At 42.6% G+C, this 24,986-nt stretch carries 18 protein-coding genes; 7 read left to right on the forward strand and 11 right to left on the reverse strand.

The window, feature by feature from the left end; translation table 11 throughout:
- Positions 1-6: 6 nt before the first annotated feature.
- On the reverse strand, positions 7-2,496 hold the full coding sequence (locus GCHA_RS18910; RefSeq protein ID WP_007991198.1) for an NAD-dependent epimerase/dehydratase family protein: 2,490 nt from the start codon (positions 2,494-2,496) through the stop codon (positions 7-9).
- A gap of 599 nt (positions 2,497-3,095) precedes the next feature.
- Here GCHA_RS18910 and GCHA_RS18915 point away from each other — a divergent pair.
- From GCHA_RS18915 to GCHA_RS18940, 6 genes are all read left to right on the forward strand, one after another.
- Positions 3,096-3,890: a ThuA domain-containing protein gene (locus GCHA_RS18915; protein WP_007991200.1), complete on the forward strand. Its 795-nt coding sequence runs from the start codon at positions 3,096-3,098 to the stop codon at positions 3,888-3,890.
- A 19-nt stretch (positions 3,891-3,909) separates the two neighbouring features.
- Positions 3,910-5,262, forward strand: coding sequence for an anti-phage deoxyguanosine triphosphatase (locus GCHA_RS18920; RefSeq protein WP_007991202.1), 1,353 nt, complete (start codon positions 3,910-3,912; stop codon positions 5,260-5,262).
- Between the two features lie 88 nt (positions 5,263-5,350).
- Positions 5,351-6,346: a protein-methionine-sulfoxide reductase catalytic subunit MsrP gene (gene msrP / locus GCHA_RS18925; RefSeq protein WP_007991204.1), complete on the forward strand. Its 996-nt coding sequence runs from the start codon at positions 5,351-5,353 to the stop codon at positions 6,344-6,346.
- Positions 6,346-6,993, forward strand: coding sequence for a protein-methionine-sulfoxide reductase heme-binding subunit MsrQ (msrQ, locus tag GCHA_RS18930; RefSeq protein ID WP_007991206.1), 648 nt, complete (start codon positions 6,346-6,348; stop codon positions 6,991-6,993). The genes msrP and msrQ overlap by 1 nt, the downstream gene beginning before the upstream one ends.
- Before the next feature lie 67 nt (positions 6,994-7,060).
- The gene (locus GCHA_RS18935; protein WP_007991208.1) at positions 7,061-7,444 is read left to right on the forward strand and encodes a hypothetical protein; all 384 of its coding nucleotides are present in this window, start codon (positions 7,061-7,063) and stop codon (positions 7,442-7,444) included.
- A gap of 205 nt (positions 7,445-7,649) precedes the next feature.
- Positions 7,650-8,129 carry a YchJ family protein gene (locus GCHA_RS18940; RefSeq protein WP_039992829.1) on the forward strand — a complete coding sequence of 160 codons (480 nt, stop codon included), beginning with the start codon at positions 7,650-7,652 and terminating at the stop codon, positions 8,127-8,129.
- Between the two features lie 157 nt (positions 8,130-8,286).
- Here the strand turns inward: GCHA_RS18940 and GCHA_RS18945 are convergent, their stop codons facing one another.
- Positions 8,287-8,538: a RepB family protein gene (locus GCHA_RS18945; protein ID WP_013753830.1), complete on the reverse strand. Its 252-nt coding sequence runs from the start codon at positions 8,536-8,538 to the stop codon at positions 8,287-8,289.
- Between the two features lie 152 nt (positions 8,539-8,690).
- Here GCHA_RS18945 and fabA point away from each other — a divergent pair, with 152 nt between their 5' ends.
- The gene (gene fabA, locus GCHA_RS18950; protein WP_007991214.1) at positions 8,691-9,209 is read left to right on the forward strand and encodes a bifunctional 3-hydroxydecanoyl-ACP dehydratase/trans-2-decenoyl-ACP isomerase; all 519 of its coding nucleotides are present in this window, start codon (positions 8,691-8,693) and stop codon (positions 9,207-9,209) included.
- A gap of 70 nt (positions 9,210-9,279) precedes the next feature.
- Here the strand turns inward: fabA and rmf are convergent, their stop codons facing one another.
- From rmf to GCHA_RS18995, 9 genes are all read right to left on the reverse strand, one after another.
- Complete coding sequence (gene rmf / locus GCHA_RS18955) at positions 9,280-9,453, reverse strand: ribosome modulation factor (RefSeq protein ID WP_013753831.1); 174 nt, start codon at positions 9,451-9,453, stop codon at positions 9,280-9,282.
- A gap of 265 nt (positions 9,454-9,718) precedes the next feature.
- Positions 9,719-11,422, reverse strand: coding sequence for a DUF3466 family protein (locus tag GCHA_RS18960; protein ID WP_007991215.1), 1,704 nt, complete (start codon positions 11,420-11,422; stop codon positions 9,719-9,721).
- Positions 11,423-11,449: 27 nt separating this feature from the next.
- Positions 11,450-13,360 carry an ATP-binding cassette ATPase Uup gene (gene uup / locus GCHA_RS18965; protein WP_007991216.1) on the reverse strand — a complete coding sequence of 637 codons (1,911 nt, stop codon included), beginning with the start codon at positions 13,358-13,360 and terminating at the stop codon, positions 11,450-11,452.
- A complete protein-coding gene (locus GCHA_RS18970) occupies positions 13,357-13,593 on the reverse strand; it encodes a glutaredoxin family protein (protein ID WP_007991217.1) in 237 nt (78 codons plus the stop codon). Before GCHA_RS18970 ends, uup begins: the two co-directional genes overlap by 4 nt.
- A complete protein-coding gene (gene rlmKL / locus GCHA_RS18975) occupies positions 13,586-15,691 on the reverse strand; it encodes a bifunctional 23S rRNA (guanine(2069)-N(7))-methyltransferase RlmK/23S rRNA (guanine(2445)-N(2))-methyltransferase RlmL (RefSeq protein ID WP_007991218.1) in 2,106 nt (701 codons plus the stop codon). Before rlmKL ends, GCHA_RS18970 begins: the two co-directional genes overlap by 8 nt.
- 125 nt (positions 15,692-15,816) lie before the next feature.
- Positions 15,817-16,353 carry a cell division protein ZapC domain-containing protein gene (locus GCHA_RS18980; protein ID WP_039992832.1) on the reverse strand — a complete coding sequence of 179 codons (537 nt, stop codon included), beginning with the start codon at positions 16,351-16,353 and terminating at the stop codon, positions 15,817-15,819.
- 115 nt (positions 16,354-16,468) lie between these two features.
- Positions 16,469-17,476, reverse strand: coding sequence for a quinone-dependent dihydroorotate dehydrogenase (gene pyrD / locus GCHA_RS18985; protein ID WP_007991220.1), 1,008 nt, complete (start codon positions 17,474-17,476; stop codon positions 16,469-16,471).
- 69 nt (positions 17,477-17,545) lie between these two features.
- Positions 17,546-22,384, reverse strand: coding sequence for an NAD-glutamate dehydrogenase (locus GCHA_RS18990; protein ID WP_007991221.1), 4,839 nt, complete (start codon positions 22,382-22,384; stop codon positions 17,546-17,548).
- Between the two features lie 283 nt (positions 22,385-22,667).
- On the reverse strand, positions 22,668-24,983 hold the full coding sequence (locus GCHA_RS18995; protein ID WP_007991222.1) for an efflux RND transporter permease subunit: 2,316 nt from the start codon (positions 24,981-24,983) through the stop codon (positions 22,668-22,670).
- Positions 24,984-24,986 lie beyond the last annotated feature (3 nt).

A 24,986-nucleotide genomic window follows, 5' to 3' on the forward strand; every position in this document is an offset into this window, starting at 1 on the left:
ATGGCGTTAAATGATCGCTTTGTCCCACAGCCCATATCGATTGTGCATTTTTCCTTTCGGTAAACTCAATGCAATAAGTAAGGCTGCGCAGATAAAACTAGACGCAATGCTAATACCATCAACACCGTACACAAAAGGTGTTATGAATAATGCAGCTCCTAACGGAATAAGTGCAAACCTCACTGCTCGACCCGTTTCGGCTAGCGCAATGACGACCACCGTGATGACTAGGGCACCAATGAGATGATCAGCGTTAGCCATCTCACCTTCTGCCCCTAGGGTCATTCGGGTAAACATAAGCCATAAACCAATGGGCAAGCATAAAACTAAACTGGGCGGAAAGGTTACGCCCCCACCCACTAAGTCTTTTATTATGGCGCCCACTGGTCGTTCGAATTCAGAGTGCTCTGTTTTTTCAGCACTTCCTTCATCGGTATCCCCGGTGAACAAAATCCGCAGAAGCGGCCTACCTTGCTTTTTACGGCGATATAAAAACTCTGATGTCGCTACAAGTTCATCCAAAGAATACGGGATCTGAATTAACATGGCGGCGGCTGCAATCAAACACAGGGTGCACCAAGTCCCTAATAAGATGGGCTGAATAATGATAAAGAAGATTGAAATAGCCCCCAGTGGCACTATCATGATACCGAACAGCATCACTAACCACGGCATAGTTCGCCATCGCCGCGTAGAGCCCATTATCCCAGTGATAATTTCAAGTGCATAAGTCATTGCCCCAAGACCAGCATCCGGAACAGGCCATGCTTGTGAAAAAGAGGACGTGATAATTTCCTCAGTACCATTTTGAGGATCAGAGGCAATCCCAGTAAAAAATGGGTCCCAGATAGCATCAATGTGACCGAGTTGGTAAGCACATAGATAACGTGAAATAAAAAAACCGACAAAGGCTAAAACAATAACGGGCAACCGCTGCAACCAGCCTGATGGGTTAAAATCCCATCCTGTCGGTATGGCTGGACCTGTTTCTGCAGCGACGTTCGCCACCCCAGGTGTCGGTCGAGAACACACTGCAAAGCCAAGTATCAACATACCCACTAACGTGTCATTTAAATACCCTGCGGCGCTAGGTGCCCAAAACACAAGCGGAGCACACAATAGCCAAAAACCAACCAACCCGGCTCCCCAACGGGCCCAGCCCATCCGCCAAGAAAGGGACAAACAGGAAAAAAACATTAACCCAATTGCGCTTACATAGTTACTGACACTCATGGCTTGTGACTCGTAGCCTAAAATTGACGGTGCGCTCAATAACCAAAAAGCCAGACCTATATTCAAAAAGTGAGCCCACAAAAAACGTTGATGCTCAGCGCGGTAATGTTTTTCATACTGTTTTCGTACCGTATGCGAATTTTTCTCCTTTTCTCGACTCATTTTTATCCAGTCGGGTCGAGTAATCCCATTATTTTTATACCAAGCGGACGGATCAGACGTTAAGTTGTTCGTTAACGTGGCTAGTTTGTCGTAAATGTTATGTTTAGGCTGCCAATCGAGCTGTTCTTTGGCGCGGGAAATATCAAGATGGTAATGTTGCGAAGCCAAATCGATCATAAAGGGTTTAATGAATGGTTTTTCCCCCTGATCAATCGCATCAGGCACCACTGGCTCGCTTTTAACTTGCATCCAAGCGCCGGCTTTCGCAACAACGTCGGGTACATTGATGGTACTCCACTGTGTCTCGCCGAATAATAAGCTGCCGATCCTATTTTGTAACGCTTGATAGCTCATCACGTCTTCTTCACCTGCAAGCAATATATGTTCTTTGGGCAGTGATTCACGACGCTCTATGACTTTTTCAAACACATCTATCATATCTTCTTGATGTATAAATGACTGACCAGCCATTAGGTCACCTGCATAAACGTGACTCTTCATATCCCGTTCATACACTCTAGCGATTTGTTGAGATAACGTAGGTACTGCCGTTTCATCGTCGTACAAACCCGCAAGGCGCAATATGGTATAGGGTATGTCATCGTCGTTTTCTATAATGACCGTTTCCGCGCCGGCTTTCGATTTGGGATATTCCCACGCGGGCTCTACGGGTGTATCTTCATCCACTTTTTGCCCTGGCACGCCAGCCTTATGTACCAACATAGTGGAAGAATAAATAAACCGTTTGACGTCAAAATCGTTCAGAGCACTTAAAAGGCGCTCAGTCCCCTTAATGTTAACTTCTTCATATAACGGGTTAGGCTTACCTGTGAAATCGAAATACGCAGCTAAGTGCACGACTGCAGCGATGTGGTTTCCATGTTTCTCTCGAATTTTATACATGGCTAACTCAATCGAATCATCCGACGTTAGATCGCAAATATAACTTTCATCGGAGCACTCACATTCGTCTCTATCTAATCCAATTGTGGTGTAGTTTGGATTAAGTTGACGACAAATATGTGTTCCTATATTGCCAGACGCTCCCGTTATTAAAACAATCGGTTTACCACCATCTTGAGAAACCATTTCATTTTCCATTAAGACATTCCCGCGATATGACAGAATAAAAAACATTAGAGCGTGCAGTTAGTTTGCCAGATATGCTTTGCGCAAATTAAACGACCGCCCACACCAAGGTTTACAAAGACTGTAGAGCTCATCCGACCATGATCCTAGGCGAGTGCCAGCACTTTGAGCACTAATTGCACACTTTATTCAGGCAATATTTTCGCGAGCCGGTAATTTTTTACACAACCCAAACCGCTAGTTTCAACTTGAATTAGCGCATTCAATGCGAAATAGCTTTAACCGTATCGCTTGGGGGTATTAGAGGGACCTTCGGGTTATTCCTAATACGAAAACGTCGTGGTTTGGTGATAAATAGTGTTGGGTAAACTGTTGATAGATGGGCCATTACTAACACTAAGCGACGTCAAGAGCACTCACTTTAAACTTATTACGCCATGCTCTGTCTGACACAATTAGAAAATGATGAGTTTGTAGCATTTTGCACACAAGGTTTTGCCCATAAAGATCACATATAAAATAAATAAATTAGCGGTAAAAAGAATAAACTGAATAGTTTTTTATTGATAAATGATTACTATGTTGGGTCAACTTAAAAATGGACAGTATTTATGCACCCTTGCCCACAAGTTTTAATCAGACAATTCAGCAAATTAGTGATCGCCAGTGTTATTTTAATTTACTCTTCTTTGGCTTATTCAAGTCAATTTAATGTGTTGCTCTTCACTAAAACGGCTGGATGGCATCACAAGTCAATTAATGGTGCTGTTCAAGCCATTGAGAAACTAGGTGATAAGCATCATTTTAACGTTGACTGGCAAGAGGGTGCCGGGTTAATAAATGATGAAAATTTACAGAAATACGACGCGATTGTTTTTCTGTTAACCTCTGGCGACATCTTAAATAATGAGCAACAAAATGCCCTGCAACGTTACATTCAATCAGGAAAAGGGTTCGTGGGGATCCACAGCGCATCTGATACTGAAAAGAACTGGCCTTGGTATACACAGCTTGTAGGCCACGTATTTAAAATTCACCCTCAGATTCAAAGTGCGCAACTTGATGTAATTTCAAGAGATTTTCCTGGTCTTGAGTACTTTCCAGATTCCGTCTTGTGGACAGACGAATGGTATGAATTCAGCTCCGCGAAAGTGGACGATTTAACCTATTTACTCTCAGTTGACGAGCGTACGTTTAACCCTGACACCAAGTGGAATGATAATATCGGGAAAGGCATGGGCGCATTCCATCCTGTTGCTTGGTATCACGATTTTGACGGTGGACGTGCGTTTTATACCGCATTGGGCCATAAGTCCATTGCCTATCAAGACAATGCGTTTTTACAGCACATATATGGTGGTATATATTGGGCAGCAACCGGCAAGGGAATATCAGTTAGCCCATAAGTAAAAGGTAAATAGTAAAATGCAGCACAGTAAGATGTGGTCAGCGCGACACTTTTCACAACAAATTCAGCGCGATGGCGATCACCGCTCACCTTTTCAGCGTGATAAAGCACGCATCCTACATTCTGCGGCGTTTAGACGTTTACAAGCTAAAACACAAGTATTAGGCGTGGGTATGAGTGATTTCTATCGAACCCGCCTAACCCACTCATTAGAAGCATCACAAATTGGTCAAGGAATAGCAGCACAACTTCGCCGTAAACACCCTGAGCTAACACAGGGGTTAAATTTAAACGATACCTTGATAGAAGGCTTGTGTTTGGCCCATGACATTGGTCACCCTCCTTTTGGTCACGGCGGAGAAATTGCGTTACATTATATGATGCGCGATCACGGTGGTTTTGAGGGCAACGGGCAAACGTTTAGGATTGTGACCAAACTAGAACCTTACACCCCTTCCCATGGTATGAACTTGAGTCGCCGCACTTTGCTCGGCCTTGTAAAGTATCCTAATTTTATTCCTTCGTTGAGCAACCTAAAACCTGCAGCACAGATGAATCAGCTTGCCCTGTCTCATCGAAATATCAAGGCGTCTGATTGGGTTCCCCCCAAAGGCTTGTACGAATGCGACAGAAACATGTTTAACTGGCTAATTGAGCCACTTTCACAAGACGACCGGGAGTTATTTTGCCATATCGTCGCGAGTACGTCTGAACAGCGACAGCATAAAACAAAATTCAAATCCTTTGATTGTTCGATTATGGAGCTTGCAGATGATATTGCTTATGCGATCCATGACTTAGAAGATGCAATTGTCATGGGGATCGTGAACTTGCAACAGTTTGAAGCGCAGATTGTCGAACCAATAGAAGACCTGAGCGACACTTGGTTGTCAGGGCATATTTCCATGCTAGCCAAAAAATTGTTTAGTCAGCATCATCACGAGCGCAAAGACGCCATCGGTGCATTGGTCAATAGCTTTATTACCCATATTGATATCGCGCGTACAGATCCTGCTTTTCAAAACGATTTATTAAAATATAACGCGGTTTTTCCTGCTGAATATGAGCAAGCATTGGCGCTTTTTAAACAGTTTGTATTTAAACAAGTGATCCGTAAACCTGAAATCCAGCTGCTTGAATACAAAGGACAACAAGTTGTCATGGCGTTATTTGAAGCTTTTTCGTCAGATCCTGAGCGTTTGTTGCCCGAAAACACGCGTCAACGATGGCTGGTGGCGCAAAACGACAATAATGGCATGCGTGTTATTAGCGACTACATCGCTGGCATGACGGACGAATTTGCCTCTCGTTTGTACAGTAACCTGTTTATTCCTAAAAGCGGGGCGAGCCCCGACAGCATTGGCATTTAGCGGTCAAATAAAAAACAATTGAAATTTTTGGTCTTAATTCATTGTCTTAAGTATTAATCAATATGGTTAATTAAGAATTAAGGCCACTATGTTAATTAAAGTTCCGAAAACAAGCGCAGCCAAAGAAAACCAAATCACCGACGAAAGCGTGTACCACAGACGCCGAGATATCATAAAGTCTATGGGCTTTGTAGGGGCGTCTTCGCTGCTTAGCAGCACCTCAGCTCAAGCAAGCTTTTTCGGGAATGATGACAAACCCTTTAAGACGCAAGCTCTTGACTATGCGCCTGACGCCAAACAAGTTAGCACCAAATTAACCCCTGAAGAAAAAATTATAACCCACAATAATTTTTATGAATTCGGTACAGGAAAATCTGATCCCGTTGAAAATGCACAACAATTTAAGGTTAATCCTTGGCTGCTAAGCGTTGAAGGTTTGGCAGAAAACCCCTTCTCTCTCGATTACGACGATTTGTTCAAACAATTCCCACTAGAAGAAAGAATCTATCGTTTACGCTGCGTTGAGGCGTGGTCAATGGTGGTGCCTTGGATTGGCTTTTCGTTGGCCGCATTGATTAAAAAAGCCAAGCCATTAAGCTCAGCAAAATATGTGGCGTTTGAAACCCTGTATGATCCCAAACAAATGCCAGGCCAAAAGAATCGATTTGCAGGAGGCGGCATAGATTACCCCTATGTTGAAGGACTGCGAATTGACGAGGCTGTTCATCCACTCACATTGCTATCAGTTGGACTGTACGGAAAAACACTTCCACCACAAAACGGTGCGCCAATAAGGTTGGTGGTTCCTTGGAAATATGGGTTTAAAAGCATCAAATCAATTACCCGAATCCGTTTAACAGATAAACGCCCTCCTACCAGTTGGAACCGACTTGCTCCAAATGAATACGGCTTTTATGCCAACGTCAACCCAAGCGTTGACCACCCCAGATGGAGTCAAGCCAGTGAAAGGCGTATCAGTGGAGCTAGCTTGTTTTCACGAAATAGGATTGATACGCAGATGTTTAATGGTTACGAAGAGGTCGCGCCTTTATACGATGGCATGAATTTAAGAAAAAACTTCTAATGCCGAATACCTTTGCATTAAAACTTAAACCAAATCATCTTTTCTGGGTGAAACTCATTATACATGTCGCCGCCCTAGCACCGTTATGTTTAACGTTTTATCAAGCGTTTACTGATAACTTAGGGGGCGATCCGGTCACTGCGCTTTTGCATTTTACCGGCTTAGGTGCGTTCAAGTTATTATTACTTTCACTGCTCGTTACACCATTGGCCCGAGTGCTCAAACAAGGGTTGTTGATACGAGTACGCCGGTTAATTGGTTTGTATAGTTTTACGTATGCCTTTGCGCATTTCGCTAGTTACATATTATTCGACTTACAGCTCGACTGGTCGTTATTGTTGAGCGAAATAATAAAACGCCCCTACATTACTGTCGGCTTAATCGCTTGGCTCATCCTGCTCGCCTTGACCCTCACATCAACAAAAAAAGCCCAGCGCTACCTAGGAAAAAAGTGGCAATCCCTGCACAACTGGGTGTACCTCGCGGTTATGTTAGTGTCGGTTCATTTTTTATGGTCAGTCAAATCTGCCATCCTAGAACCGTTGATATATATGCTGATAACCTTGTTATTACTGCTTTATAGGCGAGATAAGCTGAAACGGATATTTAAAAAGAGATTAAATAATACGCAAAAAATACAAAAATAACTTGCATGTGTTTTTATACAGTACTATTGTTATTGCAACCACTGTATAAACAAACAGGTAAAAGCACATGGCCAGCGTACACGCAATTTCAGCATCAAAAACAAGTCATTTCGATAGCGTTTCGGTTTTTAATCAGCAGCGCTTACAGGCGATCCATAATAATGTGGATAAGGCCAAGTGGTCCTATCTTATTGCTAATAATATTGTGTTTAAACAGGCGTATTCCCATTGTATTAAACTCAATATGCCCGCAACGGAACAACTAGTGATTTGGTTGGAACGGCTAATTAGTGGTGGGCAGTGCGCCAATATATTCGTTGAGCATGTAGTGTTAGACGAAATGAGCCAGGCACGTCTGACTCAGCTTTGCATTATGCATAATGTAAATTTGATCAATGTAACGACGCATCAACACGGTGAAGTGGTTAAAGGTCCTTGGCTTGATAGTTAAACCTCAGCCCAAAAAACTAAGGTTTGTTACCTCACTTTTTTAAATTGGTGAATGTAACCATAATGTGGATTTGCGCTTCGGTTTTATTCACAGCTGCTGTTTTGAAATTTCCTGCGCTAATGCGTTGTTATAAGGTGTATCATTCACCTTCAGTAAAATTAGCAGCGAAAGGAAGCAGTAATAGATTTACTGCACAGTTGAATTAATGAATGTACATCTATGTTTTTGCGGTAGCGAACTTCACTTTGCGCAATGTTGCCAACCATACTTGCAAGGTTTAAGTACACCAAGTACGCCTGAACAACTTATGCGCTCTCGATACAGCGCTTACGCCTCTGGCCATTTTCAGTACGTATTAGATACCTATACCCAATCCCAGCGACAAACACTAACCCTTGATGATTTAATTCAAAGTAGCAGCGAAACGCAGTGGCTACGCTTAGATGTACTTGATGCGCTTGTTGATCAAAACGGCAGCACAGGTCAAGTTGAGTTCATTGCATATTATCGCTTTAACGATGAAATGTATAAAATGCATGAGCGTTCGACCTTCCATCTTGAAGATAATATTTGGCGTTACGATAGCGGTACGTTATTCGAAGACAGTGGAATTCATAGACCCCAGCGAAATGATATATGTTTATGTGGCAGTGGTAAAAAATACAAAAAATGCTGCCTGTCTTAAATATCTGTTCAACCTGATGTTAGCTACACCGTCAGCTTTACCGACACTAGGCTTAAGCGCTGTTTGTTTCGCTTTCTCTTATCAATAATGAAGATCCTGAATCACTCAGTATAGTGTGCCTTCTAAGTGCGCCTTCTAATTTAAGCCCCTAAAGACATTACTTATTGTTGTCTTTCAACCATTCATTTAATAACTTAATTTGGCCGCATTTATAGGCTGCATAGGTTATGCGTAACGCATTGGATAAAAGTTCACTGTCTGACCAACCTGTTTTAGCTGATAATTCTTGGTAACTTTCCATACCTTGAGGCGATACATAGCCGCGAACTTGCTGTTTACCCAGTTCTTTTTGTCTTTCTCTGAATCTTCGTTGCTTTTCTGCATTGGCAACCATTTTCGGGTTTTTCATTATGGCGTCATTTTTTCCGTGTAAAAAGAGGATTATTTTCTGGTTATCATCCTTTACTATGTCAAAGATGTAAAATAAATCACTGCTCAGAGTTGTTTAGCGTACAAGTGTTCGCTAAATTACGTCCTTTCAAATTTTAGACTCGGAATACTATGACAATTAATCAAGGCAGTTTTACAAAAGAAGAGCTATTGGCCTGTAGTCGAGGTGAGTTATTTGGCCCAGGTAATAGCCAACTCCCCGCGCCAAATATGTTAATGATGGACCGTATTATCAAAATATCTGAAGAAGATGGCGAACACGGTAAAGGTGTCATTATCGCGGAACTCGATATTTCACCAGATCTATGGTTTTTTGCATGTCACTTTCCCGGTGATCCCGTTATGCCAGGTTGCTTAGGATTAGACGCCATGTGGCAATTAGTTGGCTTCTTTTTAGGTTGGTGTGGCGGCCCCGGTAAAGGGCGTGCACTGGGCGTTGGAGAAGTGAAATTTTCTGGCCAAATATTGCCTACGGCGAAGAAAGTCACTTATAAAATTGATATGAAGCGAGTTATCAAACGTAAGTTGTTTATGGGAATTGGTGACGGTGAAGTGTCTGTTGATGGTCGCGTTATTTATCAGGCCAAAGATCTTAAAGTCGGTTTATTTCAAGATACCAGTAATTTCTAAAAGAATTGCGTTCACTGTACGTTGAATAAAACAAAGCCCCGTAAGGGGCTATAATTAACGAGAGTGGTATCTAAAGCTTGAGGCCGGTGTTTCGGTCACCCATGGCCTCTCGCCACCCTCCTAGCCATTCTGAACGAGCTTCTGAAGCTTGGAATGGACATATTTCTTTTGATCTACCGGATATGCCTGCGTTGTACCCTTTTGAATGCGCTCTGGAAAGTTTGTCTCTCTTTTGTCTCTTCATTTAATCGAGTTTCCTATATTACGTAGCTATCTGAAATCGTGCTTAAAATAAGCACGTGTATAGAGATAGTTGATCTCGGATTTTGGTTCAATATTGATTATTTAACATAATGAAAAATATCAACTAATTCATTGATTTAAATACTTTAATTCCAATAAACTCATTTCGAATATGCAACGGGCTATTTAGCCAATTTTGTAATAAAAATGTCAAACAGGCATAAAAAAGCCCGCTTGATGCGGGCTCTAAAAGAATGTGTATTTTTTTACACTTTTATGCGTCTACGAAAGGCCATTAACATCAAGCCCGTTAATGACAGTATCCCAAAGCCTGCGCCTTTGCGATCTAAGTCATTATTGTCATTGCCTTCTTCGTCATCTCCAGGCTCGGTGACATCACAATCTTCTATCGTGCCACCGGCAATGGGCTCTAAGCGAACGCCGATAATCTTATCAACCAACACTTCATCACCGTTACTGTCTAAAATGACCTCTCCTAAAACATTCTTAGAAGGTACTCGCACTAATGCTGATGCTGCAACAACACCGTCATCATTAATACTGGTCGCATTAACCAAAGTATATGCCGAGTTACACTGAATTAAATCGTTCATGTTGATGAATTCAGACGTATTGGTGTCGTATCTAAATGCATGACTTCTTCTTGCAGATACCCCTGTTTCTACCTCACCTCTACCAACCACAATTCCAGCATTGTTTATACTATTAGCGAAGCTAGATGAGCCTAAGAAGAAGTCTTCAGGAAACGTGGTTTCGTCAGTGTTGATGTCATGTACAAAGAATTTGCTACGTGAAATACCATTAACTTGCTTAACGCCAGAGCCAATGACTAACCCGCTGTTATTTATGTCTGTTGCAGTGCTAGAGGTGAATTCGTCGTCACTCGTAATACCAGTGACCGTATCGCCTTCAAAAACCGCAGCAAAAGTACGAATGATATTTGTGTCGCGATATTCATCTTGTGACTCACCAACAGCAACACCGTTGTCGTTGATGGCTAGCGCCTTACTCTCGTAGCTGTTAGTGTCATCTTCTTCAGGCGTATATAGCAATCCTAGCGCTTTGGTGCTGATTATCTGACCTTGGTTGTCTAACTGCCAAATAACACCGCGGCGTTGAAAGCTAAACTCTAGCGCTTTTTCACCATTGGTAGATTCGGCTAAATTAATACGACGCAAACAAACTTCAACAGGCTCATCACCGCGAACATCGTCGTCGTTACAATTATCAACAGACGTTTGTAATGACGTCGAATTTAAAAGTGTCGTGCTGTAACCTGCAACTTGATTGTTGTTATTTACATCATAAGCAATACTTAGGCCCCCTGCAGTATCAGCAATTGGGGGTAATTCAATTGTCGTATTATTAACAGTGGCGAATGCTCTATTATAAAAATCATTGACCACAAACGTTAACTCAGTCTCGTCTTCCAATGTGTAGTCTAATGTATAAAACACATCAAAACTGCTTCCCACCGTGGTGCCCACATCGTTCAAGCCACGTACTATAGTATCATTGCTAAAGGTGTACTCGTTGGTTTGAGGATCTAACACGTCAAAACCAGGAATAAATTGAGTGCTTCCATTCGTTTCTACGTATGCTTGGCGACTGGCCAATTGCTGGGTTGTTAACCCTTCGCTATTTTCGGTAATCAGCGCGTACAGCAAAGTGTAATCTGCGTCATTAAAGTTACCGACTTTTGCAGCCTCTATATCGGTTAAATTATCGATTAAGGTCTGAGATTCAAAGTTTATCAGCGTTTCATCAAGCGGCGGATTATAAGGCGAGGCCACATTAAGGGCGATTTGGCCGCCAGCATTGATATCCGTTGGAAAGACATTCAAACCTTTATCATTGCTATCAAGCTCAACTACTGTGTATTGAGCGGCATTGGCTATCGAAAGCGTCAACGCTGAAAGGGTGAATACTGCCAGTCTAGTTTTATTCATTTAAAATCCTGATTACTTTTATGTGTTTTATTCAGTTAATGCTTCAAGTTCGTCCCATCTGGCGTATGCCTCACTAAGGCTGCTCTCGGCATCAGCTAGTTGCGCCAATGTCTTAGATGTTACGTCGTTCTCTTGCTTAAAAAAGTCTCCATCACTGATCAGCGACTGTAACTTAGCTATCTCTTGCTCTAATTTGTCGATAGAAATGGGCAACTTTTCGAGTTCAAGTTGCTGTTTATAAGATAACTTTTTAGTCGAGTTAGTTTTTGGCTTGGTCTTAGGACTATCACTTTGCTTAGAAGTTTCAGACTTCGTTTTATTCGCTTGTTTAGATACCGCATTTGCCGCGTACCATTGATAAATATCCGCATAACCGCCCACGAATTCTTTAATCTGGCCTTCCCCTTCGAAGAACAAACTTGAAGTCACGACATTGTCCACAAACTCTCTATCATGGCTCACGAGAATAAGTGTGCCTTTGTAGTTTCCTAAAATGTCTTCTAGTAACTCTAAGGTTTCGACGTCCAAATCATTGGTTGGCTCATCGAGAATCAGCAAGTTATTCGGTTTAAGCATGAGCTTAGCCAACAACAGACGATTTTTTTCTCCCCCAGATAAAGAACTGACAGGGACATTTACTCTTTCAGGCGTGAACAAATAGTCTTGCAGATAGCTTATGACGTGCTTGCTGTTACCGTTGATATCAACTTCACGTTTACCATCAGCAATAGCATCAATAACCTTGAGCGATACATCAAGCTGAGATCGATGTTGGTCAAAGTAGGCTAAATCTATTTTAGTACCACAGCGCACTGAGCCCGAAGTGGGTTCAAGTTGCTCAAGTAAAAGTTTAATTAGGGTGCTTTTACCACAACCATTAGGACCAATCAGCGCTATTTTATCGCCTCTGAAAACGGTTAAATCTAAATTATCGACGATATTCTTTTCATCAATTTGATATTGCAGATTTTCAGCTTCAAAAATAATTTTGCCTGAACTCTGCCCTTGCCCAAGTGTAACAATCGCTCTGCCTTGTACATCGCGACGTTCACTGCGCTCGTTACGCAACGCTTTTAATGCTCTTACCCGGCCCTCATTACGCGTACGGCGTGCTTTCACCCCTTGGCGTATCCAGGCTTCCTCTTGACTGAGTTTTTTGTCAAATAAAGCATTTTGGGTTTCTTCCACTTCTAAATCGTGGGCCTTTTTATCTAAATATTCTTGGTAGTTACCCGGGTAGCTGACCAATTGTCCGCGATCTAGGTCTACAATGCGTGTGGCAACGTTACGAATAAACGCCCTATCGTGACTAACAAACACCACGGCACCTTGATAATCAAGAACCGTATTTTCCAGCCATTTGATCATACTGATATCAAGGTGGTTGGTAGGCTCATCGAGCAATAATATATCAGGCTGATTCGCCAGCGCTCGCGCTAACGCAGCTTTACGGCGCCACCCCCCTGACAGCGAAGATAACTGCTGATCAGGGTCGAGTTTTAGTTGTGTTAACACCTGCATGATTTTTTGCTCAAACTGCCAAGCATTATGATGGTCGAGTTGTTGCTGAAGCTTTTCTAGCTTGTCCATTTGTGCTTCGCTGTAATCCGTTGCAATCACATGAGTCTGGTGGAAATAAGCTTTGAGTAACTCCCCGACTTCGGCCATACCTTCAGCGACATAATCGAATAAGCTGCATTCCACACTTTGCGGTGGATCTTGAGGCAGGCGGGAAATTTTCACCTGGTTGCCGACTAAACGTTGGCCATCATCTAATTTTAATTCGCCGGCAATAATTTTAAGTAATGTAGACTTTCCGCATCCATTACGACCGACAAGACAAACACGTTCACCGGGCTGAATCACTAACTCAACGCCACTTAATAAAGGCGGATGACCAAAAATAATACTGGCATTTTTTAGCTGTAATAAACTCAAGACAAAAACTCTCTTAATTGTTGTTCACCGAAAGGCCAGCCGAGCTCTTGCTCTGTGTCTTGGCGTTTCAGTACTGGAATACGTGCGCCGTAAAGGTGGTACAACTCGGTTGAACTTCTAACGTCGAGTTTAGTGTATCCCACCTCTGGGGCGACATGATCTAGGATTGCCTGAGCATCGTCACACAAGCAGCAATTCTTACCTGTATAGAAAAGTAACGCGACATTAGACATCAAGCGTTAACACCCAGCAGCCGTGAATTTTAGGGTTACGTTTGAAATCTTCAGGCAGTGTTTTTTGCGTGATATTTTGAATACGTAGACCCAGCTTGCTGACCCCCTCTTCGTCCAATTTAAATTGGCGCAGATTATTCGAAAACATTATTTCACCACCTGGGCGCAAACACTTAACGGCATTGCTTAGCAATGTTAAATGATCCCGCTGTACGTCCCATGTGGTATCCATTCGTTTTGAATTAGAAAACGACGGTGGATCAATAAAAATGAAATCATACTGATTGTTATGACGCTCAAGCCAAGTTAAACAATCCGCTTGAATAAACTCATAGGCGCCCTTCAGGTTATTCAACGCAAAATTTTCTTTTGCCCAATCAATGTACGTGTTTGACATATCAACTGTAGTCACCGATTTCGCTTTACCTAATGCAGCGTGCACTGAAACACTGCCGGTATAAGCGAAAAGGTTTAACACATCTTTGTCTTTGGCACGTTGTTGAACAAGCTGACGGGTAATGCGGTGATCTAAAAATAGCCCCGTGTCTAAATAATCCGTCAAGTTCAATTTGAATTTTGCGCCGTTTTCAAATACTTCTAGCATCTTCTGCTTTTGCGCTACCTTTTCGTACTGACTTTTGCCTTTTTGTTGCGCTCTAACCTTCATCACTATATTTTCGGAAGGAACATCAAGTACCTGGGGCAAAGCAACAATGACTTCATGTAAACGTCTTTTGGCTTTAGCTTCAGGCACGTTTTTAGGGGCAGCATATTCTTGAACCACTAACCAATCGCCATAGCGGTCGATTGCCACGTTGTATTCTGGCAAATCTGCGTCATAAATACGGTAACAATTTGTATTCTCGGTCTTAAGCCACTTGTTTAGACGTTTAAGGTTTTTCGTTAAACGGTTAGCAAAGTCATTATTACTAAGTGATGCCTCCTTTGTAATGCAGTTCTTTTCATCTAACACGAAATTAACCAATTGGCACTCAAGCTTGCCATTCATTAATTTATATTCTTTATTAGCAAACATTTTCATACTGCGTAATAAATCACGATTAGAGGTCAATAAAGACAGGTTCCACCCTTTAAAATGGACTTTCAAGCTTGCGCCCCAAGTTTGAAATAATGGGAGCAAAGCGGTGATTTCACTGAGCCTTTCACCATAAGGGGGATTACTTACCAAGTAACCTGTTGAGGTGCCTTTTGGTGGAATGACTTTGCACGCGTCAATGGTATTAAAGGTAATTGCTGAGAAGATACCCGCCGCATCGGCGTTTTCTTTGGCGATTGAAACCACACCGTGGTCAATGTCACTGGCCAAAATAGTACAATTTGCTTGAACAATACTGGACTCGGCTTGTGCTATCAGGTCTTGCCACACACTGGGATCGTGCTGCAACCATTGGCTGAAGCCCCAGCGTTCACGCTTAAGTCCAGGGGCAGTATTCGCCGCCATCAATGCTGCTTCGATAGCAATAGTGCCAGCGCCGCACATAGGGTCAAGCAAAGGTTGAGTGGTATCTTGCGCCCAGCCACTGCGATACAACATGGCGCAAGCAATGTGTTCTTTTACCGGCGCTAAGCCTGTTTTGGTGCGATAATGACGCTGATGTAAACTATGACCTGACAAATCAAGATACACAGTCAGCTTGTCACTCCACATTCTGCCCTGTATGCGAATATCCGGTTCGATTTTGCTAACAGAGGGGCGTGATTCAAATAACTCGTTGAATTGGTCGACTACCGCGTCTTTGATTTTCAACGCACCGAACTGGCTATTATTGATACAGTGGCTCGCCCCTACAAAATCAACAACAAAGGTATTATCGATTTTAAAATGCGAAGTCCAGTTAACGCTGCTGGTGATTTGATATACGTCATCAGCGCTGTCCACATGCCCTTCGGCAACCTTTAACATTACTCTGTTAGCAAGGCGTGACCACAAGCAAATTCGATATGCTTGTTCAATATCACCGCTAAATAGCACTTGGCCAGGTTTGGTTTTTACCGACAGTTGCGGACACAACTTTTTTATTTCTTGGGCGAGCAACTCGTCGAGCCCTTTGGACGTAGTGACTAAAAATTCAAACATATACCAACTCAGTTAATTCTTCGGGCGCGATTATACGGGAAATAAAGACATGCCGCATTAAATGCGTAAAATCAATTGATTAATATAAGATACTGAACCGGCAGGAAATTGTGAAAGAAAGAAAACTAGGCTCGTTTGTACTCGGGAATATCCGCTAGAAATGGAATAAGACGGTCGTTCATCACTTTTATAATCTCAAACTTTGCCAGCGCTTTCCTATCGCTAATCATGAAATCATCTGAAATTAGCATACAGGTGGCGCAGCTATCGTCTTGTTCTAATACGACCACTTGACCTAGCTCAGCGTTGTCGTCAAAACTGGCCTCAAGCATCGCAAGCTGAAAATGCGCCCCGCTGGTATTTTGCGCTTTGTACAACCAGCTTTTCATGCACACAGGCTTATGAAATTTTAGGGCGGCAGTGGCGTTTAATAGGATTTGAACTAACTGCCCTTCCGTCAATGGGATACCGTTATTATCTAGGCTTTCCGCTAAAGCAACGTAGTGCTCTGTGTCTTCAAGGCTAAACAATTGTTTTTCCGTAGGCAGATTAACAAGGTTCTTTAATGCAAAAGGCACAATAAATGTAAGGATATCGCCCAAGTCGAGGCGCAACTCATTTTCGTGCGTATACCAAAACCAATTTGTATTCGGAAGTAGCATAATTCCGTAGCCTATTCATTTCTAATCCTACAAAGAAACTAGCATAAAAAGCTTAGAAATCATGCACTTTCGTCATAATTAATTGTGCTAAAGAGTAACGATCACACTTTGATCCTTATAACGCGTCAACGATCTCTTTTATCAATTTTGGGCCTTGGTAGATCAGCGCAGAATAAACTTGAATCAGAGGTGATCCTGCTTCGATCCGCGCTTTAGCCGCTTCAGGGGAATCAATCCCGCCGACCCCTATCACTGGCACGTTACCTGCGAGTTGTTGACACAATTCGCTTACGATCCGTTGGCTTTTCTGTGTTAACACTGAACCGCTCAAGCCGCCTGCCTCATCAGCATACTGTTGACCTTTTACACTGTCGCGATCGAGGGTAGTGTTAGTCGCGATCACCCCATCGATCCCAATGCTTAAAAATGAATCAACCATTGAACTCAGTTCTGCATCTTCCAGATCGGGTGCGATCTTAATTAATATCGGTACATGCTTGTTATGCTCTCGTTCAAGCTTACCCTGCTCTTCCTTCAAACCTGCTAACAACTGAGATAACGCTTCGCCGTATTGTAGGTTTCTTAAGCCTGGCGTATTAGGAGATGAAATGTTCACGGTAACGTAACTTGCGTGTGCATAGACCTTACGCAAACAAATTAAGTAATCGTTAAGTGCGTCTTCTTCTGGTGTCGTTTTGTTCTTACCAATATTAATACCCAGCACGCCTGTGTATTTTGCTTTTTTAACTTGCTCAACAAGATAATCAACGCCTTTGTTATTAAATCCCATTCGGTTGATGATCGCCTTCCCTGCTGGCAAGCGAAACATGCGGGGTTTATCATTACCCGCTTGCGGTTTAGGCGTGACGGTACCTACTTCAATAAAGCCAAAGCCCATGGCAGCAAACGCGTCGATACACTCTGCGTTTTTGTCTAAACCTGCTGCTAATCCCACGGGGTTTTTAAACGTTATGCCAAGAAACTCCACTGGCTTGTCTTCAATATGTTGTTTGTACGCCATATTCAATACGTTGTGTTGGGTGCGCTTAAGCCAGTTGATCGTAAAGTCATGGCTCCATTCGGCATCTTGGGTGAATAAAAATTTTTGTAAAACGGCATACATGGCGTGTGGCTTCCTCAGACAAAAAAAAGCCCCGGTTAGTACCAGGGCATTAAGACCTTACGTTTAATATTAAGCGTTAGCGTTAATGCTAAGCAACATTAATTCACGTAATGCGACCGAAAACTTCGCAAATTCGTGGGTGCTACTGGTTTTGAATTCAGACATCATACTATACCAGCGCTCTAATAACGCCTGATTATGCTCCATCCATGTGCCCAAAATGACTTGAGCGTCATCGCACTCAGGCGCACCTGTTAGTAAAACAATCGCTAACGCCCGTTGTTGCCAATCTAACTCTTCTCGATAAGATGCTCGAGCAAGCGCCTGCCAGTGGTTTGATACAGTCTGATTGTTGATCTGTTCGAGGAACCAATGTAACTCTAAGCGTGAACCTAAACGGAAATACAAACTGGCCACCAGTTTAATACTGCGGTTTTCGGCTTTAGCAATTTGCGCCAAATCCAAACAAGGAAACAAGTTGCTTAAACTTGCCACCTTATAGGCAATTTCTTTTGGTACGCCCTCTTTGACCAAACGAGTACAGTTTTCTTCTAGCTCTTTGTATTCTTCGGCGACTAGATAGTCGTTTAAGTTTTTAAATAAATCGGCAAACGTCGATGTGTAGCTATCAATCGCCTCTTGAATGTCCATCGTTTTATCGCCATGGCGCAGATACCAGCGAGAAGCGCGTCTGAGCGTTCTGCGCATACTTTCTAACATAGCGAGTTGGGTTTGCGCTGAAACTTTATTGTCAAGTTCTTCAACTTCGTCCCACAAACTATCCATATCGAAAATACCTTTTACCACACAGTAAGCATTTGCAATTTCACAGATAGTGGCGCCAGTTTCTTCTTGCATACGGAACACGAAATTCATACCCATGTCGTTAATGAGATTGTTCGTTAACTTAGTGGCAATAATTTCGCTGCGCAGCGGATGCTGCTCCATTTGCTCCGCATAGCGTTTTTGTAATACGTCAGGGAATGCACTGATTAGCAATTTACGGTGATACGGATTATCAGTGATCTCAGGAATGTTGAATCTTTCCTTCAACATCATCTTGCCATACGCGATAAGCACGGATAATTCAGGGCGAGTAAGACCTTGTGATACCGCTAAGCGGTCTGATATTTCATCATCTGTTGGGATAAACTCAATCTCGCGATTAAGGTTGCCCTCTTTTTCCAAATTATGAATAAAACGCAATTGCTCTTTAAGCTGACTGCCACCACTTAACTGCGTTATCGAAATCGACTCGGTCTGACGGTAGCAATCTTGGATCACCAAATCCCCGACATCGTCTGTCATCTCAAACAGTAAGTTGTTGCGCTGCTTAAGCGTTAAATCCCCTGAACTGACCAGGGCGTTCAGTAGAATTTTAATATTTACTTCATTATCTGAGCAATCTACACCACCCACATTATCAATAAAGTCGGTATTCACTCGGCCGCCAGAACGAGCGAATTCAATTCGCCCTAGCTGAGTTAACCCAAGGTTGCCACCCTCACCAATAATTTTTGCTTTCACTTGCGAGCCATTAACGCGAGTATCATCGTTTGCTCTGTCACCCACTTGTGAATGGCTTTCTTTACTACTTTTAACGTACGTCCCTATGCCGCCGTTCCATAATAAATCGACTTCCATTTGCAGCACGTTATGAATAAGTTCATTAGGCGTCATTGACTGTTGCTTAGTGCCCAACCATTTTTTCATCTCAGGTGTTAATTTAATCGATTTAGACGCACGACTAAATACATCGCCACCTTTTGAAATCAAAGACTTATCGTAGTCGTTCCAACCTAAAGATGGGTTTTCAAATAGGCGTTTACGTTCTGCGTAACTCGTTTTAATATCAGGCGATGGGTCAAAGAAAATGTGCAAATGGTTAAACGCACAGATTAGTTTGGTGTGCTCAGATAAAAGCATACCATTACCAAACACATCCCCAGCCATATCACCTACCGCGACACAGGTAAAATCAGTGGTTTGACAATCCACGCCCATTTCGCGGAAGTGGCGTTTAACAGACTCCCAGCCACCGCGCGCCGTTATTCCCATTTTCTTATGGTCATAACCTATACTTCCGCCCGATGCAAACGCATCACCTAGCCAGAAATTGAATTCTTCTGAAATGCCGTTAGCGATATCAGAAAAGGTTGCTGTGCCTTTATCCGCGGCCACTACAAGGTAAGCATCGTCTTCATCCAAACGTACGACCTCTTTTGGATGAACAATTTTCCCGTCAACGATATTGTCTGTGATGTCTAATAAACTACGAATAAAAATTTTGTAGCAGGCCTGACCTTCTTTTTGGAACGCTTCACGACCTTGGTTGACCGGCAAGTTCTTGCAAACAAAACCGCCTTTTGCGCCAACTGGCACAATCACGGTATTTTTAACTTGCTGGGCTTTTACCAAGCCTAAAATTTCAGTACGGAAATCTTCTTGGCGATCAGACCAACGCAATCCGCCGCGAGCAACTTTTCCGCCACGTAGATGCACACCTTCAATCCGCGGTGAATACACAAATATTTCAAATTTCGGACGAGGCAGCGGCATGTCAGGGATAAGCTCAGGCAACATTTTAAATGAGGCATAAGACTTTTCATTCCCTTGGGCGTCGCTTTGATAGAAATTGGTACGCGTAGTCGCCAAAATCAAATCCAAATAACGACGAATAATCCGATCGTCGTCCAGGTTCGAGACATTATCTAAGTGCTTCTTCACTTCGCTTAACAGGGTTTCTTCACGCTTTTTAGAGCGACGTACTTTCGGGTTGTAACGTTGATTAAACAAAGAAACCAAAATCTTGGCTATATCAGGATAATGCGCAAGCGTATTGGCAATATAATCTTTACTGAACGAGCTGCCTATTTGGCGCATATACTTTGCATAAGCTCGAAGAATAGTGACGTTTCGTCCAGGTAATCCAGCGCCAAGCACTAGGCGGTTAAAGGCATCGTCTTCCAATTCGTTTGACCAAACTTTGGCGAATGCGTTTTGAAATAGTGCCTGTGCCCGTTCTAAGTCCATGCGATTACTGGTGCTGTGCAACATGGAAAATTCCATGATCCAGTTGACTTCCCCATCACTGGATTTCACCCGATAAGGACTCTCGTCAATCACGCGAAGTCCGAAGTTTTCCAACATAGGCAAAACCGCAGATAAATGGATTGGCTCATTCTTGTGAAATAGTTTTAACTTAACCACTTCACTGTCATTGGCTTCTTCCTGCGGGCGATAAAACAACATATCTAGTGTGTGTTCAGCACTGAGCAATTCGATTTTTTCTAAATCAACTAAGGCTGCGCTGGGTAAATTATGCTCTTTATAACTTGGCGGGAACGCATCGTCATATTTCTTTTCAAGCACCTTACCGGCCGCTTCACCATAAGTTGAGCGGATTGTAGCGGTCAGTTTATCGTTCCAGCTTTTTGTGAGCTCGATGATATTCTTTTCAATTTCCTTCACGTTATATTCCGAATTGTTGTCTTTCACTCTGACAATGTATTGCGTTCTGGCATATACAGATTCTGAGAAGTAGGTGGTAAATTCCACGTCTTCTTGGCTATCGAACGATTTTTGCAGCAATGCTTGGGTGTCTTTACGTAACTGTGTGTTGTAACGCTCTCTTGGTACATAGACCATACAAGAAATAAAACGACCAAATACGTCTTTGCGTACGAACAAACGTGAAATACCACGCTCTTGCATTTGGAAAATGCCTAACGCGATTTGTGCGAGTTCATCTTCACTGCCTTGCAACAATTCATCACGAGGATACGTTTCGAGAATATTTAAAAATGCTTTGTATCCGTGGGAATCTTTTTCAAACCCAGACTTTTGGCAAATACTATCAATTTTACTCTTCAAAACAGGTATTTGAGTGGCACTACTATTATAGAAAGACGCGGAGTAAAGCCCGATAAAGCGATCTTCTCCCACTACGTTGCCCTGCTCATCAAAGCGTTTTATACCGATATAATCCATATAAGCTGGGCGGTGCACCCGAGAGCGACTATTCGTTTTGGTCAGTAACAACGGATGATTACTCAATGCTTCTTCACGAGCTGAACCTGGGATATTTGATAACACCCTTTCGCGATCACTGGCCGAGTTTTTCATTAACCCCAAGCTTGATTCATTATCAGCCAGCCAGCGGTAGTCGCCTTTTACTGCCTTAGCGCTGTATGAGCGATAACCCATAATGGTGAAGTTATGATCGTTTAACCACGCCAAAAATTTAGCAGTTTGTGCTTTTTGTTCATCTGATGCAGGCGATGGTCTGCTTGGAAACTCTTTGATGATTGAATCAAGCTTGTCGCTCATGGCGCGCCAATCTTGAACCGCCAACGATACTTCATTAACCACTGACATCAATTCAGTTGCTAGAGCATCTAACGCTTTTTTGGTCGTTTGGCGATCAACTTCTATTAGGAATATCGTCTCTTTAGTGGCGTTTTTGACGTTCTTTTTACCATCAACGAAACCGGAAAACTTATGCTCTTCATCGCGTTGTAATGTAATCGGGCTGTGCAGTAATAAATGCGCGGTAACCCCTACACGGTTGAGCGCCATGCGCACAGAGTCCACTAAAAATGGCATGTCCTGAACGAGTATCTCAACAATGGTGTGGGTTGATTGCCAACCGTGCTTACCGACTTCTGGGTTAAACACACGGATAACTTGTTTACTGGCATCGAAATTTAAAAACTTATTCCACAGACTTAGCGTTGCGCCGTATAAATCGCTGTCATTGCGATTATCTAAATCTTCTGCGGAAATATTATTGAACAAAATACGCGAAAAGTTCTTAACAAGGTCGACTTGCCCCTTGTCTACTTTCTTCTCAATAAGCTGAATTACGTTATCTAACAGAACTGAATGCTGGTGTGTTGCAACCGTCATGAGTTTACCTATTCCTTACTTTTATGGAAGTAACAGTGGTACTGAACCGACGATTAACAATTTGTTACAGAATCATTACCGTCGACGACAAATAACTAGACTAGACAATAGACTGACATATATACAGTTTTTCGTCTCTATGGCGCTATTCTCGCTAAAATATCGAGCCATTAAAAGCCCTAAATTTACGCCGTATTTACAATTGAAATAGTTATCTGAATTTCGCACATAAAAAAAGGCCTTACGGCCTTTTTTATGCAAAATTTTAAATAATTATGCGGAATTATTTTTGCTTTCGCCAAAATACACTGGCTAATGCGGGTAACACAATAATGGCACCCATCATATTCACCACAAACATAAACGTCAGCAAAATGCCCATGTCCATCTGGAATTTAAGTGATGAGAAAACCCAAGTGCTCACGCCTACCGCTAAAGTAGCGCCGGTAAATAATACTGCACTGCCTCGCTCTTTAAGCGCTTCGAAGTAGGCTTGGCGCACTGCCATACCCGCTTTTAACTTGGCATTCATGGTTGATAGAATATAAATACCATAATCAACACCGATACCCACACCTAGCGCGATAACAGGCAACGTGGAAACCGTTAAACCAATTTGCAAGTACGTCATTAAGGCTTGCGCTAAAACAGACACCACATACAAAGGGATCACCACAGCTAAAGTGGCGCGTAATGATTTAAAGCTCAGTAGGCATAACAGAATTACCGCACCAAACACATACAACATCATTGGGTCTTGTGCGGCTTCAACGGCTTCATTTTGAGCAGCCATTACACCAATTGGCCCTGATGCCAGCTTAAACTGCAAATCAGGCGTTTCAAAATCGCCGCGATACGCTTTTACCGCATCAACCACTCTATTAATCGTTTCGGCTTTGTGGTCTTCCATAAACAAAATGATAGGCATCACAGAGCAGTCACCATTTAACAAGCCTGATGAGGTATCCACACGGGCGATATCTTGCACTAACGTTTGCTGATTACGAGGTAGAACTCGCCATTTAGCATTCCCTTCGTTGTAGCCTGCGTTAATGATTTTGGCGACAGAGGCTAAACTGACCGCAGATTGCACGCCTTCAACATTAGACATGCGCCATTGTAGCTCATCAATCGCATTCATCACTTCATAAGAAGTGCAGGCATCTTTCGAAGCTTCTACCAAGATAGACATGTAATCCGTGCTGATTTCATATTTATCGGTAATCAAAAACGTGTCTTGGTTATAACGTGATGACTCGTGCAGTGCCGGAGCCCCCGCATGTAAATCACCTATTTTCATTTTCTGGGCTTGCATCCAGCCAAAACCAAACAACCCTGCAGTGATGACAAGAATAACGATAGCAACTTTTGGACTAGAGCAAGCTGCAATTCCATCCCAAAACTTATCGGCTCGGTTTTCTTTACCAGCAAATTTCTGCTTGTATTTATCACTAAATTTAACGAATGACATAAGCACAGGGAGCAACAACAGGTTGGTTAAAATGATCACTGCGACACCCATACTTGCTGTAATCGCAAGCTCGCGAATGATACCAATATCAATAACCAACAAGGTCATAAAGCCAATTGTGTCAGACAGTAATGCTACCCCACCTGGAATTAATAAAGTGGTAAATGCGAGTTTCGCCGCATCAAATGAAGTGCTTCCTTTGGTCACTTCTTTACCAACTGAGTTGATCATCTGTACGCCATGACTGATACCAATGGCAAAGACAAGAAACGGAACTAAAATTGACATAGGATCAAGACCAAAACCAAGTAAGGTCAACAAACCCATTTGCCAAATAACCGCGATAACCGAACACACAAGTGGCAACACTGTCAGCATCAATGACTTACAGAAGAAGTAAACCAATATAGCCGTAATGGCGATGGCTATAGCAAAGAACACTAATACGTCTTTCGCACCATCTGCTACATCGCCAATCATCTTGGCGAAACCGATAATATGAATACTAATATCGTCTGTTTCGAATTTACCACGAAGTTGGGTTTCTAGTTCTTCAGCAAGCGCAAGGGTATCGAGCTTCTCACCTGTATCAGGGTCTAAGTCCAGCAATTTGGCATTGACCATGGCACATTGATAATCGTCAGATACCAAACTGCCCACTATGCCCGCTTTTTCGATATTAGAAGATACTTTATCTAAGCCTCTTTGTTCAGACGAGTTAAAATCAGCTGGGATCACCGGGCCGCCGGCGAAACCACCTTCAACAATTTCCGTAAAACGGGTTGAAGAAGAAAACAGCGATTTAACCAAAGAACGGTCAACACCGTTAATGAAAAATAACTGATCGTGAACGTCTTTTAAGGTATCAAAAAAGTTTTGATTAAAAATGTCACCATCGGTATCACACACAGAAACCAATATGCTGTTGGCCCCGCCAAAATCATTCACATGCTTCATATAATTCTGCATGTACTCATGATTAAGCGGTATGTTTTTGGTAAAACCTGCGTCTAAACGCAGTTGAGATGACTGATAACCTAAGAAAAGGGTAGCTGCAAAAAATACCAATAAAACAGCGATACGGTTCTTGAAAATCAAGGATTCTAAAAATTTTATTATATTACTCATGGA

Source organism: Paraglaciecola chathamensis S18K6 (assembly GCA_000314955.1).
Classification (GTDB): Bacteria; Pseudomonadota; Gammaproteobacteria; order Enterobacterales; family Alteromonadaceae; genus Paraglaciecola; species Paraglaciecola chathamensis.

Bases quoted from the DNA above. Each gene is read 5' to 3' on its own strand.
- GCHA_RS18910 (WP_007991198.1), bottom strand. From the start codon at position 2,496: ATGGAAAATGAAATGGTTTCTCAAGATGGTGGTAAACCGATTGTTTTA.
- GCHA_RS18915 (WP_007991200.1), top strand. From the start codon at position 3,096: ATGCACCCTTGCCCACAAGTTTTAATCAGACAATTCAGCAAATTAGTG.
- GCHA_RS18920 (WP_007991202.1), top strand. From the start codon at position 3,910: ATGCAGCACAGTAAGATGTGGTCAGCGCGACACTTTTCACAACAAATT.
- msrP (WP_007991204.1), top strand. From the start codon at position 5,351: ATGTTAATTAAAGTTCCGAAAACAAGCGCAGCCAAAGAAAACCAAATC.
- msrQ (WP_007991206.1), top strand. From the start codon at position 6,346: ATGCCGAATACCTTTGCATTAAAACTTAAACCAAATCATCTTTTCTGG.
- GCHA_RS18935 (WP_007991208.1), top strand. From the start codon at position 7,061: ATGGCCAGCGTACACGCAATTTCAGCATCAAAAACAAGTCATTTCGAT.
- GCHA_RS18940 (WP_039992829.1), top strand. From the start codon at position 7,650: ATGAATGTACATCTATGTTTTTGCGGTAGCGAACTTCACTTTGCGCAA.
- GCHA_RS18945 (WP_013753830.1), bottom strand. From the start codon at position 8,538: ATGAAAAACCCGAAAATGGTTGCCAATGCAGAAAAGCAACGAAGATTC.
- fabA (WP_007991214.1), top strand. From the start codon at position 8,691: ATGACAATTAATCAAGGCAGTTTTACAAAAGAAGAGCTATTGGCCTGT.
- rmf (WP_013753831.1), bottom strand. From the start codon at position 9,453: ATGAAGAGACAAAAGAGAGACAAACTTTCCAGAGCGCATTCAAAAGGG.
- GCHA_RS18960 (WP_007991215.1), bottom strand. From the start codon at position 11,422: ATGAATAAAACTAGACTGGCAGTATTCACCCTTTCAGCGTTGACGCTT.
- GCHA_RS18970 (WP_007991217.1), bottom strand. From the start codon at position 13,593: ATGTCTAATGTCGCGTTACTTTTCTATACAGGTAAGAATTGCTGCTTG.
- rlmKL (WP_007991218.1), bottom strand. From the start codon at position 15,691: ATGTTTGAATTTTTAGTCACTACGTCCAAAGGGCTCGACGAGTTGCTC.
- GCHA_RS18980 (WP_039992832.1), bottom strand. From the start codon at position 16,353: ATGCTACTTCCGAATACAAATTGGTTTTGGTATACGCACGAAAATGAG.
- pyrD (WP_007991220.1), bottom strand. From the start codon at position 17,476: ATGTATGCCGTTTTACAAAAATTTTTATTCACCCAAGATGCCGAATGG.
- GCHA_RS18990 (WP_007991221.1), bottom strand. From the start codon at position 22,384: ATGACGGTTGCAACACACCAGCATTCAGTTCTGTTAGATAACGTAATT.
- GCHA_RS18995 (WP_007991222.1), bottom strand. From the start codon at position 24,983: ATGAGTAATATAATAAAATTTTTAGAATCCTTGATTTTCAAGAACCGT.